We start from the raw sequence: 18,161 nt of genomic DNA on the forward strand, positions 1-18,161 counted from the left end.
CTGAATTCTCCGTTTGGGTATCGAATAGATTCAGAGCGTGGTGTCGACATGCAGACTGACTCCCAGCCGCTTAGCCTGCATTGTCAGAATATGTGCGGCGACCTGAAGGTTGCCGCCATGTAACTTATCGAACAAATTATCCAGCACACTGGCGGTTAGATAATCAGCATTGGCGGGTGAATACGCGCTGAACACCATGCCCTGCGCGGTAAATGCTGTGTTAGCTTCAGCCTCCGTAGCGCTGATCGCGTTTTGAATGGTTGAGGTAAGTTGCGCAATATAACGTGGCAGTTGTGTCATTAGAAACTGCTGCTGTTCAGGTGAAAATTGTTGTTCCATGTTGACCCTTTTATCTTATGACCGGCGCGGATACGCAGGGAATTTTCTGGCTGGTTTATTTATTGTACTGCTGCCTGAATGTTTTAATAATATAGAATTGTTGTCGCAAAGCATTCGGATATTTTACACCTCTCTAACAAGAATCCAGAGGTGATAATATCTGTGGTTCTTGTGAAGACTATAATGAAATCATTAATCAGGGAAGGGGAGTGGGCGTTCGGATAGTGCTGATTTTTTCGTGATATCAGCGAGGTATCAAGCATAATGAACCAGGATTCAGTTAATATAAAAAAAGAGAATTCTGAAGTAGATGTCCTGTGTTCCTAAAGAAGAATAATGAAAAATAAGTAGAATGGTTAATGTATCTCTCCCAATAATGCAAAAATTTAAAAAGGATACGTGTTGATGTCTTTACAACAGCGTATAGCTAAATTCTGTAGCAATCCCTGGCGGCTGGTGTTCTTCGGTTGTCTGATCTTTTGGGCGGTTATTGCATCGTGGGGATTCTATTTGATTTAACCATCATTATGGCTTGCCTTGCATAGTTACAACATACTAAAGGCCGCTGTAAACCACCCATCATCCAGCTTTCAAACGGGAGTATGCCGCACAGGCAGGGGAGGTATTTTTCTACAGGTAGATAGAGTGAAAAAAATACAGGTTTTTTGGGTCGGGTTGCTGGCCTTATGTCCGGCACTGTTTGTACTTAATCAGAAGTCAGGGACAGTGATAAAAGTTTATTTGACGACCGTACTTCTTTTCCTGATTTCTGCCTGGTTTTTCAAGCGGAAATCAACAGTTTTACTTTCGCTGGCGTTATGTTTTGTTTTATCACTCTCGGTAGTGACATCATTATATTTCCATTTCGAGTTCGACACCGCTTTTTCGACGGTGATGGCCACAACGTTCATTAATACCAGCCAGAAAGAAAGTATTGATATGCTGTACTATAACTATCGCTACGTTTTCTGGTTTGCCATAATTTTCTTGCTTTATGTGTCGCTCTCTTATTATTTGTCCCGGCGTGTTACTGAGAGAAAACTTGTACTGTCTGGCATCATATTATTGCTCTACACAGGCATCTCGATTTTTTTGTATACAGTATCCGGTAAGACCCGATCCGAGGATTTCCTGATCTCAGAACGATTATTGGTCAATTCGCCGTTATATAATTTTTCCCCCATCGTACGTGCCTACAACGATGCGAAGCTGACCGACATCGTCATGCAGGCGAAAAACACTTATGACTACAGTTGGCAAGATAAAGGTATCGATAATTATGTGATTGTGATTGGCGAGTCTGCGCGCAGGAAAGATCATGCGATCTATGGTTCCGACTACCCCACCACGCCATTTATTGATGCGCAGCATGGCAGTATGCTGCTGTTTAATCAGGCCATTGCCCCTGCGCCGCTAACCATTCTTTCCGTACCGGCCTCTCTGGCAAAAGTGCATCATGCCGATGACGTACCTTTGACTGCCTGGGCTGACAATGTGATCTCATTAGCCAACGATTTAAAACTCGATACCTATTGGTTCAGCAATCAGGGTAGTGTAGGGCAGAGTAATAGCTTAATCACAGCGATGGCAAAACGCGCCAGGCATCATAAATGGAACGAAACGATAGGGTTTGATAGTAGCCTGGTGGATGAACTGGCGCAGGTGATTCCTGAGCCGGGGAAAAAACTGATCGTGCTGCATTTTTACGGCAGCCATGAACCTGCCTGTGAGCGCTTTCCGCGTAGTGAAACCATTCCCTTCACAGGCGATGTTAACGACAATTGTTATCTGAACTCGATTGCTTATACGGATAAGCAACTGGGGCGTCTGTTTTCATTACTTGCCGGTACGCGGTCTTCATTAATCTATTTTTCTGATCACGGGCTGGTACGCGATCCGCAAAAATACGCGAATTATTACCATCATGATATCAGCAATCCGACAAAACAAGCTTTTGATATCCCGATGTTTATCTGGTACAGCCACACAGTGGCGGCCTCTAATACCCGTGGGACGGTGTTTCCAGACAAATATTCAACCAGTAATAACTATTGGCTGCTCAGTGACTGGTTGGGCGTCACACATCACGATAACCGACGTTGCAGTTCGCCACTCAGTGATTGTTATCAGACGCCACAGGTTATCCAGGTCATGGACGGCAATAAAAAGCGACTTGATTACGATGGATTACCGGTTGAAGGGCGGTGATCTCTACCATTGTTATCGCGCGAACCGGGAGAGGTTCGCGCCACCAGCTCAGACTTACTTCTCTTCAGACATCTGCAAAAGTGTTGCCTGGAATGACGCCGTGAACATCGCGCCATGTGTCAGTCCTGGGAACAGCGAATAGGTTGCGGCAACGCCATTGCTGCGCAGCGTCTCTACTGCCTGACGCAAGGCCCGCAGCCTGTCTGGCGCGGCACTGGCCTGCGGTCTTTTCTCATCGCCGTCGCCTTCCATTATATCCAGCCTCTTATGACTGAACGCCTCCCCGGATGTAGCGGTGATTTGCGCGAGCATCTCGTTGTTATCACGATCCAGCGAGGGGCTGGCCGTGTAATATGAACGGAAGAAATTCGAAGATAACCAGGAATCCAGCACAAATAACCCGCCATACGAGTGCCCCCACAGCCCGCGCTGCACAGGATTAATCTTCAGATTTTTTTCACTGGCAGGGGCAATCGTCTCTTCGACGAGATGACGAAAAGCGGTGCTGCCCCCGACTGATCGCCCATGCCTGTCCCACCTGCTGATAAAATGCGTTGGTGTATAATCATACGTTCGGGCTTGTAGATCAAAAGGCAGCGTCGTCTGATAGCCAATAACGACCAAAATCGGTGGCGACCCTTCTGATAATTTTTTCAGGAAAGAATCAGATAGCCTGTCCATCACGGCATTGCCATCGAGCATATAGAGAACGGGAAAACCTGCTTTGGGAGGGTGCTTATCCGGCACGCCTGTCCATACTTTGTAATGGCGTTTACCGTCAGCGGAATCAAATGTGCGGGTGGAGAAGTGGTAAAAGGTGGATCCTTTGTCAGCAATGTTAGGGCCTAACGGTGTCATATCCGGTCTGGCATAGCAATTTCCGGCACAGACAAACACAAAAGTTAACGCTGAGATTCCCTGAATTCCTTTCCTGTATAAGCTCTGATTCATTTGATGTTCATCCCCCATCCCTTTGATGACATTCGTTGATGATCGGTGACCCGATCGTTAAAAGCGGCGAATATGTGGGGGAATAACCTAATGATAATAACAATCATTTGCAAGTCGTTAAGACTCAAGGCATCGATTGTTAGTCTTGGTAGCGGCGCGATTTATCGCGCCGATAGAGAATGTCAGATGAAAATATTACCACCAACGGTCCAGCGTCACCTTTTCAGCGTCCTTAACTTCTACCGCGACGGCCAGCCCACCTTGTGACGTTTCACGGTAGTTCGCATGCATATCTTTGCCTGTCTGATACATTGCCGCGATCACCTTATCCAGACTGACACTCGGTGCAGAACTGCGGCGCAATGCCATCCTGGCGGCATTGACTGCTTTAACGGCGGCAATAGCATTGCGTTCAATGCAGGGAACCTGAACCTGGCCCGCCAGAGGATCACAGGTCAATCCGAGGTTATGTTCCATCGCAATCTCTGCTGCAATGCAAACTTGCTGCGCACTGCCACCCCATACCGCTGCCAGTGCGGCGGCGGCCATCGAACACGCTACTCCCACTTCTCCCTGACAACCCACTTCAGCGCCAGAAATTGAGGCATTCATTTTATACAGTGAACCGATAGCGCTGGCGGTGAGATACCAGTTGCTTAAAATATTGTCATCGACCGGGCTGACGAATTTATCATACCAGGCCAGTACCGCCGGGATGATGCCACAGGCGCCATTGGTGGGGGCTGTCACCACCCGACCGCCAGAAGCATTTTCTTCACTGATCGCGAGTGCAAACAAGTTAAGCCAGTCTAGCGTCAGTAAAGGATCGTTCTTTTGACTCTCGCTACCCTGCAACAAACGATGTAGCGCCGGCGCGCGCCGTGGTACGCGGAAGCGTCCCGGCAAAACGCCATCCTGAGCCAGACCGCGCTCGATACCTTGTTGTGCCACGGACCAGACGTTACGTAAATGCGACGTCAGGGTACTGGCATGATGCAGGGCCAGTTCGTTCTGCATCATGACTTCAGCAATGGTGAGATGGTGGCTGTGGCAGATGTCCAGTAAATCGGCTGCGCTGGTATAAGGGAACGGGACATAGGGCGCATCAGTCTGCGTTTGCCGCATCTCCGACTCTTCCAGCACAAATCCACCGCCGATGGAGAAATACGTTTTCTCCGCCACCACGCGGGTATCCTGTCGGGCCTGAAGCCGTAAGCCATTTTCATGCAGCGGCAACGCTTCAGCGTGGAATTGGATATTGTCCTGTGCGGTAAATGAAATCGAGTGCGCTGTTTCAGCCAGCGGTAATTTTCCAGTCTTCGTCAGTTGCGCCAGAAATGCCGGGATAGCATCAATATCAACATTATCCGGGGAGAAACCCGCCAGCCCCAAAATAACAGCATTATCAGTTTGATGGCCTTTTCCCGTCAGGGCCAGTGAACCATAAAGATGTACATCAATATGGGTCACTGCGGTAAGTTGCCCATCCTGTTGCAACTGTGTCACAAAGCGTTTTGCCGCTGCCATCGGCCCAATGGTGTGGGAGCTGGAAGGGCCAATGCCTATTTTAAACATATCAAGAATCGAGATCATGCGATTACCTTACTCACTGCATGGCCGATCAGGCGAACAGGGAAAAACAGATACCTGTCAGTGCCACCAGACCAATAACCGTGACAAAAACATTGCTTAACGCGCCGCGATATTTGTGCATCGCCGGGATTTTGCGGATGGCATACATCGGCAGTAAAAACAGCAGCATGGCGATGACCGGGCCACCCAGGGTTTCAATCATGCCAAGGATGCTCGGATTCAGTGTGGCGACGGCCCAGGTGGTGATCAGCATAAACAGCGATGTCACCCAGCCGAATTTTTGGCTGTTGATGTTAAGCAGCGCGTTGAAGCCCTCAGCGGCACCAAGGTAATGACCAAAGAAGGATTTAGTAATCGCGACGATGGCAATGATCGGCCCCATCCAGACGACAAATGGCAGAGAGAAGTGGTTAGCCAGATAGGAAAGGATTGAGATGTTTTGCGCTTTCGCTTCGGCCAGATTTTCTGGTTGCAGGCTCAACACGCAGCTGAAAACAAAAAACATCACCGTGACAACCATCATGATGTGCGCGTAAGCCAGGATGCGGGAACATTTTTGCTCGGCTTCTTCGCCATATTCTGCGCGCTTCGCCACGGCAAATGAGGAAATGATGGGGGAATGGTTAAATGAGAACACCATTACCGGAATGGCCAGCCAGAGGTAAGTCATAACGCTGCCAGAAGATGCGAATGACAAGGTTTCCAGTGCGGCGCCATTCCAGTGAGGGATCAAATACATTGCCATCAGCAGCAGAGACAACACGAACGGATAGACCAGGATGCTCATCGCCTTAACCATAATATTCTGGCCAAACTGGACGATGGTCATCATGCCGAGGATTAACAACAACGCCAACAATGCGCGGGGAGGCGCAGTCACCCCCAGTTGATTAACCAGCAGGCTTTCAACGGTGTTAGTGATGGCGACGCTATACATCAACAAAATGGGATAAATGGCGAAAAAGTAGAGCAGCGCGATAATTTTGCCTGCGCGAGGACCAAAATGTTCCTGCACCACTTCCGTGATATTTGCGCCGGGTTTGCTACCAGAGAGAACAAAGCGCGTCATGCCACGATGCGCGTAAAAAGTCATTGGGAAGGCGATCAATGCCATCAGGATCAAGGGTATCAGGCCGCCAAGACCTGCATTGATTGGTAAAAATAGCACGCCAGCACCAATCGCAGTGCCGTATAAACTTAACATCCAGACGGTGTCCGTTTTACGCCAGCGATTCAGGCTCACCGCCGTCACTTTTTCAGTGGTGTCGAGACTCATGGTTTTTTTCCTTATTTTCCAGGGCGAAATTTGTGTGAATTCAATGTAAGGCAAAGGGGGTTGTTTTTCTGCTGATAAGTTTGTGGTTATTAATATGAGGGTTTACATTAACGATGTTTATTCGATAATTATATTGACTATTTTTCTATTAAAAATAAGTTTTCTTACCGGTTATATTGGAAATTTCTCAGGTCAACCAGGGGAATTCAAATAAATATTTCAGGGTTTGATCATGGCAATGAAATAACCTGGGGCAGGTTTAAATAGTCCATTTCGGCAAGAAAACTGGCGTTCCTTATCCGTAACTCCGTGGGACAGGGTAACGCCAGACTGCGATTTACGGGTTACTTTGCTTCAACATCAAGGCTTCGGAGCCAGTCGCGGGTACAGCACTCTTTGCAGTAACGTACATTTTTGCTACGTTGCTTTGCAATCGACATCGCCTGTGCGTTGCTGTACGCAGAACCGAGGAATAGGCTGATACCTTTATGAACATAAGGACATTCTTTGCTGTGCAGAATCTGATTATCCAGATAATAGAAAGTTGATTTATGCATACTTATTGTCCCGGTTATGAACTGAAAGCCCAGGCTTCTCGGTGCTGACCAAAAGTGAAAAGCAACCGGGTGGAATCGTGGAAATTCCTCGCCGTATTTGCCAGGGATAGCGTTTTTTGTTCAGGAAGAGACAGCGGTATCCCATGTTTTTGCCCGGTAGGGGACGGGCAGATATTTCTGGTTAACCTGTGATCATCGTCACTGTCTGTGGATATAAGGATGTAATAGGTTCTGGCGTTCATCTTCATCACCTTTCATGACAATTTACAGGGTGCTGGTAAGATGTCACACCAGTTGTCAATGCGAAAGTACCTCAAAAGGGTAATTTCACGTTATTAGGAACATCCCTATATACTTTTTGTCTGTCATGAGATTCCCGTCTCAGAAGTGGAGAAGAGATTCCTCTTTTTCTCCGCATTAATTTTATACATACCACTCTTAATCAGACTAAGGACAGCCGATGTGGATACTGCTGGCAATAGCGCTTCTGTTTTTGGAAACGCATAAAAAGTTCGCTTTAGGTATTTTGCTTATCACGGTGATTCTCGCGACATACACCCACGTTCTGGACTGGCAAGCATGGCTTTTTCTCGCTGGATTGTTGTTGGTGGCTCTGACGTCATTCCGTTTTGGTGAGAACAAATTGGTGCGATATGGCGCAGAGGTACTTATGCTCATCGCCGCGATCGCCCTGATGACCCATCAGATTCCCGGCTTTCATAATATCAAAGTCCTCGATCAGGTCATTGCCGGACCGCAAAGTGTGCCCTTCACGATGTATTACAACTTCGATAAGGCGTTGACTCCCTTCGTACTGTTGGTAGTGATGCGGTCGTTATTTGTCTCGCAGCCTCCTCGCCAGGCGCTGCGCTGGCAGTGGCTGGGACTGGCACTGGCGGTCCCTGCGCTGTTATGGCTGGCGGTTTATTTTGGTGGATTAAAACCGGAGAGACACCTGCCACAGTGGCTTATTCAGTTTGCCTTTGCCAATGTGTTCTTTGTCTCTCTGGCGGAAGAGGCGCTGTTCCGGGGGTATCTGCAACAGCGACTGGCGGGATGGATATCCCCTTTCCTTGCCCTGGCGCTCGCTGCGCTGTTGTTTGGTTTGATGCATATCGCGGGGGGGATCCTGCTGGTCGTGTTTGCCAGCCTGGCTGGGCTAATCTACGGTCTGGCATGGATGTGGAGTGGCAGGTTATGGGTTGCCGTTTTATTCCATGTGGCGCTCAATATGCTTCATCTGCTGTTCTTTACTTATCCCATGTTGCGACATTAACGCTCAATCAGGCCGCTAATAAAAAAACGCCCCTACACCCATATTCACTCCCGCAGGCGACGAGGTCGCCATTATCTTTTGGGAGAATGAATGATGAATCATCGATTTAATGAAGCATTTGAGATGTTAATGGGCCATGAGGGAGGATACGTTAATCACCCGAACGATCCCGGTGGCGCGACCTGTTATGGTATTACCGAACGGGTTGCACGGGAGAGCGGTTACGCCGGTGATATGCGTCATCTGCCGTTGGAAACGGCGCGAAACATCGCCCGTCGTTTGTGGTGGGACCGTTATCTTTGTGATGATTTGCCATCATCCATCGCCTTACAGATTTTCGATATCGCGTTTAACGGTGGGCATCCGGTACGTTGGTTACAATTGGCGATCGGTGTAAACGCCGATGGCATTATGGGACCGCTCACCCTCCAGGCTGCACATCAGGCTGACCCCCGCCAGGTGATCCTGCGGCTGAATGCCTACCGTCTGACCTATTACACCGCACTCAAAAACTGGCCGCATTTTGGTCGGGGTTCGGCCAACCGCGTCGCGGGGAATTTATTGCGAGGAGCACAATAATGGACGCAGTGAGCCTGGTCATGTCGTTAGCCAATGTTGTCCCTGCGGTGTTGCAATGGCTTGGTCATGAAAATGCGGCGGGTAATGCCGCGCAGATACTCAGTACTGTTCGGGACATTACCGGGGAAAAGCATGATGAAGCGGCGATTAAGATGTTGAGCAATAATCCGACAATAGTGCAGGCGCTGACAGCGGCACTTTATCGCCATCAGGAAGCACTGATGGCGATGGAAACGCGTGCAACCATCTCAAGGGAAAACAACGCCGCGGCAGTGAATCAAACCATGCAAGTGGAGAGCATTGCGCTGCACTGGCCGACCTACAGTTGGCGTCCTTTTATTGGTTTCTGCTTTGGGGCGACGGCAATCTGCTCTTCATTAACGGTGGCAATGTGCTATCTCGGCGTCATGTTTTTCCAGGCGGATAGTCAGATCCTCAGTGTGTTGCCTGGCATGATAGGGGCTGAAGCGGGCATTATGGCAACCATGAGCCCCGTGCTGGGCATTGCTTCCTGGTTTCGGGGAAAAATGCAGGTTAACCATGAAATGGCGGGACATCGTTGAACGCCAGGTTGAATTCCGGCTCCAGAAGAGGGTCGGAATTTATCTCGTCGTAAATCGCCATAGATTTACTCACTACCAACTTTATTTTTCGTTATAAACGACTACATTTTTTGTGAATATTATCGCAGGCGCGTTTTCATAATCACAAGGAATGTCATTAATGAATACTGATAATTACTTTGCTTACAATGGTATTGGTTTTTATGCCGATCAAAGCGTCTTGTCTCTGGTTCTCAAGGGAAATAATTTACTTATTGGTTCGATAAGAAAAATCACCCACGCACCCTTGAATAAAATATCCAGCCTGATTTATGACTGTTTGCCAACGATACAAGAAAAGAAAGAGATAACAGCGGCTGATTTCAGAGGAAGTAAGAGGGGTTATGAACATCACCTGGATCTGAAGGTTGCAGTTAATGTTATGCATTCTGAAAAAGGCAGGGAATTACGAGCGAAATTATTTATGCCTGAAAATGAAGTGGAGACATTTCTTCAGTTAGAAGGTATTGCAGGGTGTGTTCCGCTTGAGGAAAACCGGGATAAATATAATCAATTACTCCTTCTACTGGAAGAAAACAACGCATTAAAAAAAAGCACGAATGCGACTTCTTCGACGGGATTCACTCGCGAAGAGGTTTTGCGCGAATTCATTTGCGCTTTTGTCGAAACGAAAGTTTTTACCTCTGAAATGGTGAGTGCAGGATTGAGATATGCGTTGATACCTGCTATCAGCTGGATATGCCCACCTTTGGGTGCCACTATTAAATTTATTGACGGTTTTGATCTGGTAAGGCCGTTGTGTCAGGAGACCACAGTTAACCTGGAGGGGCTGGCTCGGCATAAACGTCAGCAAAAGATAGCTAAATATAAGGAAAAATTGCAGCCTGTCTCTGTAACGCCAACCTCAGCCAGTAGCGGGTTGGATGTCAATGCACCTCTGCTGGCGACCGGAATGACTGCCGCAGCGCTGGTAGTGCAGGCACCCCAGCCCGACAGCAACATCGTACCAATAGCGGGGGCACTGACGTTAGTCGGTGCCAGTCTTATGGTGGGCTATCAGTTTCTGCTTTCGTCACAGGAGGTGGCTAATAATAATGGTCTGATATTAACCGACAATGAGAGGGATGTACCCCAGGACAGTGTATTTTATGGGAGTCGTCCTCCGGCTCTTGATTTACACCTAAACACTACAGTCAATAGCACCTGTTACGACGTCGTCGCAAAGATTAGGAAATTGTTGCATTCCAGTCAGAGTGGCCTTCGACTGGCTGATGAGTTTAGTCAGTTTATCTTTGATGAAAATATCGATTTGCGTATCAAAAATGCAGCAAAGTTTATTGCGGTCATGAATGTGACAGAATTTACACATCAGGATCGTGATCAAATGAACAATCTGATGGTCGATACTTTTTCAGTGCTGCTCACGCCTCCGGGAAGTAAGCAGGTATTGAATATGGCAAATCTCATCAACGTTGTAAATATGAAAGTGAATAAGATCTGGCGGGATAATGCCAATGGTACAGAAAATGACACTATTGGCATGGCTATTCAGGGACTTCATTCATATATTTTACGCGCTCTGTCCAATGCTTTACAAACTACAGCGTCAGAAAAACTCGAAAGAATAATTAAGTTTGTGATTAAATTCCCCGCACCAGACTTTATTCAATTTTACAATCATGGAATGGCAAATGAGTCGGTTATCTCGAAGAGTCTTAATAATTATTGGATAGATATGGGGGTTGAGTATCCTAAAAATAAATATATCACATTCACCGATTTCAAGTCGGCGCTTGATAAAGGTGAGTTACTGACATTCAGACTTGCAAGAATCAAGGTTTATCTTGGTGATGAAGCCAATAGCACCGAAGCTAAAAAATACCAGAAGTACGATCGTGTGATTAATAAGCCTTATCAGGATTTTCATGAGATCGATATCAATCTGGAGAGAACGAAACCTGTCACCGTACGCGATGTTGCCAGGGAAAAATATGAGATCTTAGGCGTTGATGTTGATAAAGAGTATAATTTTAATCAACCAAGTTTTAAAATACACAGAACACCCCTACCGGAACCACGATTTCCCATTATCATCGAATGTAAAGATTTATTTTGTGTGGTGATGAGCTTTCCAGATGGCATCGAGGTGCTTTATCAACTTATGCAGAATTCCGTGCCCGGCCCGTTGAGGAAATATCCGTATGAAGGGAAGGCTGCATTTAAATTAAAACCTCATCCGTTACGTGCCGAAATTAAGAGTGATTATGAGAAATTTTATAAGGCATTTGAGGGTGAACATCTAAATTACTACCACCAGGTCGTATCGTGGTCTTTTAACATTACGTCCAGTGATTTCAAAGACTATTTATCCGATGCGGATGTGGAATATTTTCTTGTTGATGCACACAGTAAACGTTTCCATCTGGTCAGGTATCTTTTTATCCAGACGGCCTCCAGGCTTAACCCAGAGGTTTTGAGTAACGCGGCTTTTAATGAACGACCAAAGACTGAAAGTGGTGTCATTTTTTTTGGCGAAAATACCAAAACCAAAAAAAGACAATATTTTATGTTGAATCCTGAAATCGCGCGCCAGAATCAGTTGTTTCCTGTTATTACCTTACCCATTAACGCTACAAAAGATATTCAGCGACTCGATGATGAAATCCTCAATCGACACTATTTTTTCAAGGATGGGAGGTCTTACTGGGACCGCTGTGAAAAGATTGAAAAACCCAGAGGCGGTTGGACCGATGACATCGTTCATTTTTTTGATTTCTACAGTAGCTGGACAAAATATGGCATTTCTAAAGCTTGTGAATTTGTTACCCCATCATGGGAAATCGTACCGTGGTTTGAGGAGAAGAAGCTGGGACTTGCTGCAACCGCCATCCCACTCATCATCGAAAAAGCCCTCGAGAACAGGAAAGCCTTTTTAAGCTGGCAGAAACAGAAAGTTGACGAGAGCATGTTTACGCGAGGCGAGAAGGAAGAACAACTGGGTACGCTGGGAACCATCCTCGAACAATTTCCGTTGAGGAGCTGTTATGATTCAGTAAAAACATCATTATTAACTTCTGTAGATGAGATTCCTATTGATGACTATGAAAAGTTGTTAAAGGCTCTATCGTGCGGAGTGGAATTGTTACTCCCTCGATCTGTAATAAAAATATTTAATGGGCTGCGGCGTGCGATATCCAAAGTTAATTTGCAAAAGTTGAATATTATTGCGCGGAAAGACAACCTTGAAGCAACATATAAATTAGCACAATCCTTGCCTCATACCAGTAAACAGCCGATGTCGACATTGATTGAATCTCAAATCCAATCCGAGATAACTAATCTCGAGGCGGCAAAAGCCATGTTGGGTAAATTAGAAGTTGAACGCTTTAACAAGATTATCGAGGTGGTGGGGATAATCCCGGCGTATAAATATCCGCTGACCAATCTGAAACCATTTGGAACGAACCTGTTCACCATTGCAGAGACTTTGAAGGGGTATCCGGGATTTTTTGCATTGGCAAAAAAAGAGTTGAATCAGCTCTATGAACAGCATAAGTATCATCCATTTGCGCGTTGGATTGCACCACAGGGTAATCGAAGTCTTGAAATTGAAAATTATATGTTTCCATTACCTCCGGTTGGAAGTTTTCATTGTTATAGTGATAAGTTCAGGGTAAAAAATATAACGATAAATATTTTTGACATTCATCAAAAAGATCCGGCCTTGTATAAGGAGATCTTATTTACAGAGCTAAAATCGGGTGACGTTGCAAGTATTATTGAAACTGCCAGAGCTGGCGGGTGGACTATCGCTGCTGATTATGATCCATTAGCAATGTTTGCTTTCAGGAGTTTTACGCCTGAGATAAGAAAGTATGTTATGCAAATTTTAGATTTAGGGGGCTATTATAAACTGAATCCCAATCGAACAGATATTAATGCCGTTTTTTTTTACGATTACCTGAAAGAGAACTTTGATAAAGAAAATCCGAGTGCGATTTCCAATCTTATCCTGTCTCCGGAGCAAAACATCTTACTTGATCATGCAAGGCAAAGCATTAAAGATATTATGGCAAGTAATTCCCGTGCTTTTGAAAACAATTATCTGTTTGTATTGCAGTATATTTTAGTTAGCCAACCGCAGGATATACTAACTCAATTGAGTGAAGTCGAGGCAAAAGAACGCGTAATCAGAATGCTTCTCCCGGAGCTGTTTTATTATCTGCAAAGGTTTACTATTAATACAAAAAGAAGCGCGGCGCAGGAAAAGTACCATATCGAAGTGATCAATTTTTTAGCCTCCCGCATTAAATTTAAGTTGGCTGAAAATCCCGCAGCCATCACTTTATTTTGCGAGAATTTATCTTCTTTTAATGATAATATCGATAGTTATGTGCGGAAAAACCCTGCTGCACATATACCTACGGTTACGGAATACATAACGGAATCACTGTTAATAAAAAACAGACTGAAAAAACTTTATGAAAAATATGCACGAATTGAATATTCCGCCAGTGTACTAAAAGATTATCTTATTGATGACTGGACAGGTATTGATGCACAAACCGCCTGGTTAGCCAATATGCAGGAATTTCTTACCCCGGAGATGCGCTATCAGAATATGACGGCATTCCTTGCCGATGCCACAAAGATTGTGGTGGCTGAATGGAAAAAAGTATTAAGCAAGGCAGATGCGGAAAGTCATATTGAAATTATGCGTGATGACGAGATGCACCCTGAGTTCATCATGATCGTGCAGCAAGCGTTTACGCAGAGCTGCCGCATCCATAAAAACAAGCTATTTTGCCTGTATTACACTATGGACAATGGCAGCTCCACTTTCCTCAGAAATGATTTTAATGGTGAACGTAAACCACTTTTTCTTACGCGCCGACAGGTTGAACGTGATCATCCCGATATATTAATGCCTTTTCCTGAACATAAGGAGATAATGGACGAATTTACCGCGCCGCAAAAGTTAGTTGAATCCTGGCAGGCGGTAACGGATACCATGCTGTATCAGCAAGAATTAAATGATGTGCTGCTAAATTTTATCGGGTTTTCCTCACTTACTTTCCATGAGCGTCTGTATGGCTATGCTCTGAATGGGCCTGATAAAAATTCTGTCCAGACAGATGACGTTGTTACCATGATCAATAGCATCATCAATGAAAATGGTCGTCTGGTGGATTATCAGTTACGCGTGCTGCAACGATATTTACCTGTTGGTATGGTCATGGATACTGACCGGGTGCTGGAGTTGCTCAGTGATCTTTTCCGGTTAAAACATCCAAACATTCCACGGCTTTATTCACACGTCATATTTTATCTGCAAACACCTCTGGAAGGATCCGATGTGACGCTGCACAAACTCAGCAACGGTAGTTTTGCGCGAGAGCAGATTGATATTGTCACACGTCGGTTTGAAATGCTGCTGGGGAGTGAGCAGGGAACAACGATAGACGCAGTGCGGCGTTACATACGCGCGGCAGTCCAACACCAGTTGGACTTTACCCGGCATTTAGGTGCGGTGGATCCGGCACTGGCAGACTCAGTGGCAGGCAAGGGGATCGGGAAGCTGCTTTGTCTGGGGGCGATACTCGCGCAGCAACTTGGCTGGGAAAATATTGTGCACGGCGATTTGGTGCGGCTATACAGCCTTGCGTTCCGCGATGCAGGTCTCGTACCGATCAACGCATTAAGCCGCCTGGCCTTGTTCAATATGCCCGGCAGTAATCTTGCCGAAGACGCGCTTGCTGCTTTCGGTTCCGCCATTGATCGCGGGGCGAAAATGTTGATGCCACTGGTTGCCTGTATTAATGACAACCAACGGTTAATGGCATCGCTGGCGGAATTGACTTTCGACAATGCGACGCCACTGGAGCATCGACTGTTACGCGAGTTAGTTTTGAAAGCGATACAGAACCAGCAGGAAGTACTGACTCGGGCTATGCCAGCGCAGAAAGAGCAGCAATTCCTGGCAGCACAGGCGCGCGGAGAACTACTGCTTACCTGGTATCTGGCACGGGAAGCCAATAGCACCGGCGAATTCACCGCAGCAGGTGTTGGATTCGATATCGTTAATCAGCAAGGGGGACTGATCTTCCCGTTGGGCCTGCCGGTGCCGGAGTCGGGGATGTTTTTGCAAACACCTGCGCATATCTCTAACCGGACATTGACGGCAGCATGTTTTGACGACGGTCAGATTGGCAAGATGCAATTCAAACGCAAAACTGTCACTCCCGCGCTATCACAGGATAAAAAAAAGAGCGGGGTGGTTACTCTGCTGACGCGCTATCTGGAAACCCGATCGCAAAACTTTCAACAACAATTGGCTCGTGCGAACAATGCGACAGAATTCAATACCATAAAAGCGCGTTTTCACCAGTGGTTAACGCAATTTTTTGCCTTTTACCGCGACAGCCGTAGCCTGTATGAACAGCTGGATGCGGAACGGATTATCCAGTTAACGGCTGAAGCGGATGTGAATACATGGATAAACGGGCAACGTCCGAAACCCGACATGGTGTCCTCGGGTGATTATTTTGAGCAGGCGATTCGCGGGTTGATGAGCGGCTATACCGACTATCCGGACTATGCAGCGAGGTTAAGAACTCGCTCTCCGCTCGACAATACATTGTCGCCTGCCAGCCTGCCGGAAAATGGATTTGCCGGAGTCTGGTGGGACCCGATGAGTTATTGTTGTTATCTCGGTTTTATTAACGACAATGAAGATCAACTTTTTGCCAGCCTTGTGGATCAACGTGCGATGTTATTTCCACTGGCGGATAAACATGCACATGCAACTATCTGGCAATCGCTTAGTCTTGCGACTGAGTTGCAGCTGAATCTCACCGCCATGCGCAACGGGGAGATTACGGCTACCGAGTTTTTTGATCAATGCGTGTCTGATGCCTGGCGCAAACAACATGACCAGGCTGATGAACGCTGGCAATTAATGCCAACTGTGCAAGCGAGTGCATTGATTGAACAGGGGGTGATGACGCCATTATCGTATGTGCAGAAAACGGCAGCAGGCAATTCTACCGCCACAAAACTAACACCCTATATATTGCAATATCACAATGGGAATTTTGTTTTTATTCTTAGCAAGGATGATTATCAAAATATCCATTATCGCGTACTGGATCCCTCGGGTCAGTTACAGGTTATGCCAGTGGGGATAAGCGAATGGCCGCAGACAGTAGCATCAGCGCCAGGGAGGAGCGCAAGGCAGCAATTCCGTGTAACGATGGACCGGTTTCTGGCCGAAGAAGAGAAAAAAACGACACCCATGTTTTTGCCGTTACTGAATATACAACAACAAAGAAATATCAGTGCTGCCATGTTACTCAGGCAGAAGGCCAGTGCGGAACAATTTCGACAACTGGCAAATGCTACCGCGGGTATCCCTTACAGCTTTACCGTCGAAGATGATCATTTGATGGAAATCGAGCAGCATCTGCATGCTTACGGAACCAATCTGATTTTGCAATTACAAAAGCGCATGAAGCATCCCGTGGACATCAGTCCGGCCATCTGGGATGTCTTTATGTGGCGCAAGGCCAATCTTTACGATCCACACATCTTCACCAACACATTGCAGGATCTGAAAAGCAGGGAGGTCGTTTTGTCAACGCTTGATCGCTTCATTAAAAGAGGAGTGAAGATGGCGCAATTTCCAGGCAAGGACTCAATCAGTTGGGTGGCCGATAAGCTGAATATTCTGACCCATACTATCGCCGCCTTCGAGTGGTTTCGCTCAGAAAGAAAGCCGCCGTCCCCTTCACGAGCTGATATGACGAGGTTGTATCAAAATTGCCTGGCAGAAAATAATTTTTTCAGTCGCTACGGTACCTATCCCCACTGTACGCCGGATACCTTTCAGCAGCCTTGGGCATTTGAAATCGATCAGCATCCTTCACCGCTGAACGTACCTGCGTGGCAAGCTGGTTTTGACTTGCTTCGTCAGCTCACCGCCGGGTTAACAGCAGGCAAGCTACTCAATACATTTCTGGAATTCAATGCAGAAGAGTGGCAGGAGGCGCACATGCGCAACCACAGCAGAATCTTTGAGCAGCAATTAAATCGCACCGTGAATTATTGGCAACAACCACATGATGCCAACGAAATCATAATTATCAGACCAACGCTCTCACCGTTTGGATTTGATCTGACTACGGCTAAACGCAAAAAGCCGACGCAACTGATCCTGACTGCGCGCATCGGTTCGGTTTCTCACAAGGAAAAAGCCTCCCCGTTTCTGACAGGTCCGGAAGTTGCGGAAGATTTATTGCTGGAGAATGTCCGGCAGGCAGAAAACACCGTCACCGACGCACGCCTGGCGGGAATCAGTAGCCATCCCCATACGGCAAAAGAGTTTGTCGCATGGACAAAACATCGACTTGCCGGCCCCATATTTATGAGTGAGTTGTCCAGCCCGGCCTTTTTATGGCGCCTGCAACACCGTATTCGTCAGGTGATAGCAACCGAAGCGGAGTTATGGCGCGAAGACGAACGTCGTTTCTACCGGTCATCCCCGACACACCATTTTCTCAATATTGCTGATTTTACCGCTGACAATAAAAGTCAACGCCTGGCATTTTTTCAGGCGCTGTACGCCAGTGAACTATTGATTTTGCGCCTGATTATGCCGGATGCGGAAATGGTGTTTGGTATGTTGTGCGCGTTAGCGCCAAAGCAAGATGACGATGTCACCTATGCATGGGTTTGCCTGAAAGATACCCATGAAAATATCCCGTCAGAAAAGCATCTGCCCACTATTCATGTCGTTGGTGTGTAGCTACCGGTACAATATG

At 46.7% G+C, this 18,161-nt stretch carries 10 protein-coding genes; 5 read left to right on the plus strand and 5 right to left on the minus strand.

Translation table 11 applies throughout. The annotated features are described in order from the left end of the window. Nucleotides 1–30: 30 nt before the first annotated feature. The gene (locus AC6I8T_RS24015; RefSeq protein ID WP_497834574.1) at nt 31–339 is read right to left on the minus strand and encodes a hypothetical protein; all 309 of its coding nucleotides are present in this window, start codon (nt 337–339) and stop codon (nt 31–33) included. Nucleotides 340–984: 645 nt separating this feature from the next. On the opposite strand from AC6I8T_RS24015, the gene AC6I8T_RS24020 reads away from it, so the two are divergent. Beyond that, the gene (locus tag AC6I8T_RS24020; RefSeq protein WP_497834575.1) at nt 985–2,547 is read left to right on the plus strand and encodes a phosphoethanolamine transferase; all 1,563 of its coding nucleotides are present in this window, start codon (nt 985–987) and stop codon (nt 2,545–2,547) included. Nucleotides 2,548–2,601: 54 nt separating this feature from the next. On the opposite strand, the gene AC6I8T_RS24025 is transcribed toward AC6I8T_RS24020, so the two are convergent. From AC6I8T_RS24025 to AC6I8T_RS24040, 4 genes are all read right to left on the minus strand, one after another. Beyond that, nucleotides 2,602–3,498 carry an alpha/beta hydrolase gene (locus tag AC6I8T_RS24025; protein WP_497834576.1) on the minus strand — a complete coding sequence of 299 codons (897 nt, stop codon included), beginning with the start codon at nt 3,496–3,498 and terminating at the stop codon, nt 2,602–2,604. Between the two features lie 195 nt (nt 3,499–3,693). Further along, entirely contained in the window at nt 3,694–5,091 is a 1,398-nt protein-coding gene (locus tag AC6I8T_RS24030; protein WP_497834577.1) for an L-serine ammonia-lyase, read from the minus strand. A 28-nt stretch (nt 5,092–5,119) separates the two neighbouring features. Further along, entirely contained in the window at nt 5,120–6,367 is a 1,248-nt protein-coding gene (locus tag AC6I8T_RS24035; RefSeq protein ID WP_497834578.1) for a serine/threonine transporter, read from the minus strand. 344 nt (nt 6,368–6,711) lie between these two features. Continuing rightward, nucleotides 6,712–6,924, minus strand: coding sequence for a hypothetical protein (locus AC6I8T_RS24040; RefSeq protein ID WP_497833402.1), 213 nt, complete (start codon nt 6,922–6,924; stop codon nt 6,712–6,714). A 460-nt stretch (nt 6,925–7,384) separates the two neighbouring features. On the opposite strand from AC6I8T_RS24040, the gene AC6I8T_RS24045 reads away from it, so the two are divergent. The 4 genes from AC6I8T_RS24045 to AC6I8T_RS24060 all read left to right on the plus strand — a co-directional run bounded on the left by AC6I8T_RS24045 (nt 7,385) and on the right by AC6I8T_RS24060 (nt 18,145). Beyond that, nucleotides 7,385–8,200 carry a CPBP family intramembrane glutamic endopeptidase gene (locus tag AC6I8T_RS24045; RefSeq protein WP_497831706.1) on the plus strand — a complete coding sequence of 272 codons (816 nt, stop codon included), beginning with the start codon at nt 7,385–7,387 and terminating at the stop codon, nt 8,198–8,200. Nucleotides 8,201–8,290: 90 nt separating this feature from the next. After that, nucleotides 8,291–8,779 (plus strand): glycoside hydrolase family 108 protein, encoded by a 489-nt coding sequence (locus tag AC6I8T_RS24050; RefSeq protein WP_497834579.1) that lies wholly within the window; start codon nt 8,291–8,293, stop codon nt 8,777–8,779. After that, nucleotides 8,779–9,342 (plus strand): hypothetical protein, encoded by a 564-nt coding sequence (locus tag AC6I8T_RS24055; RefSeq protein ID WP_497834580.1) that lies wholly within the window; start codon nt 8,779–8,781, stop codon nt 9,340–9,342. Before AC6I8T_RS24050 ends, AC6I8T_RS24055 begins: the two co-directional genes overlap by 1 nt. A gap of 160 nt (nt 9,343–9,502) precedes the next feature. Then, entirely contained in the window at nt 9,503–18,145 is an 8,643-nt protein-coding gene (locus AC6I8T_RS24060; RefSeq protein ID WP_497834581.1) for a hypothetical protein, read from the plus strand. Nucleotides 18,146–18,161: the final 16 nt, after the last annotated feature.

Source organism: Pantoea sp. X-Soil-OKNW-556 (assembly GCF_059730695.1).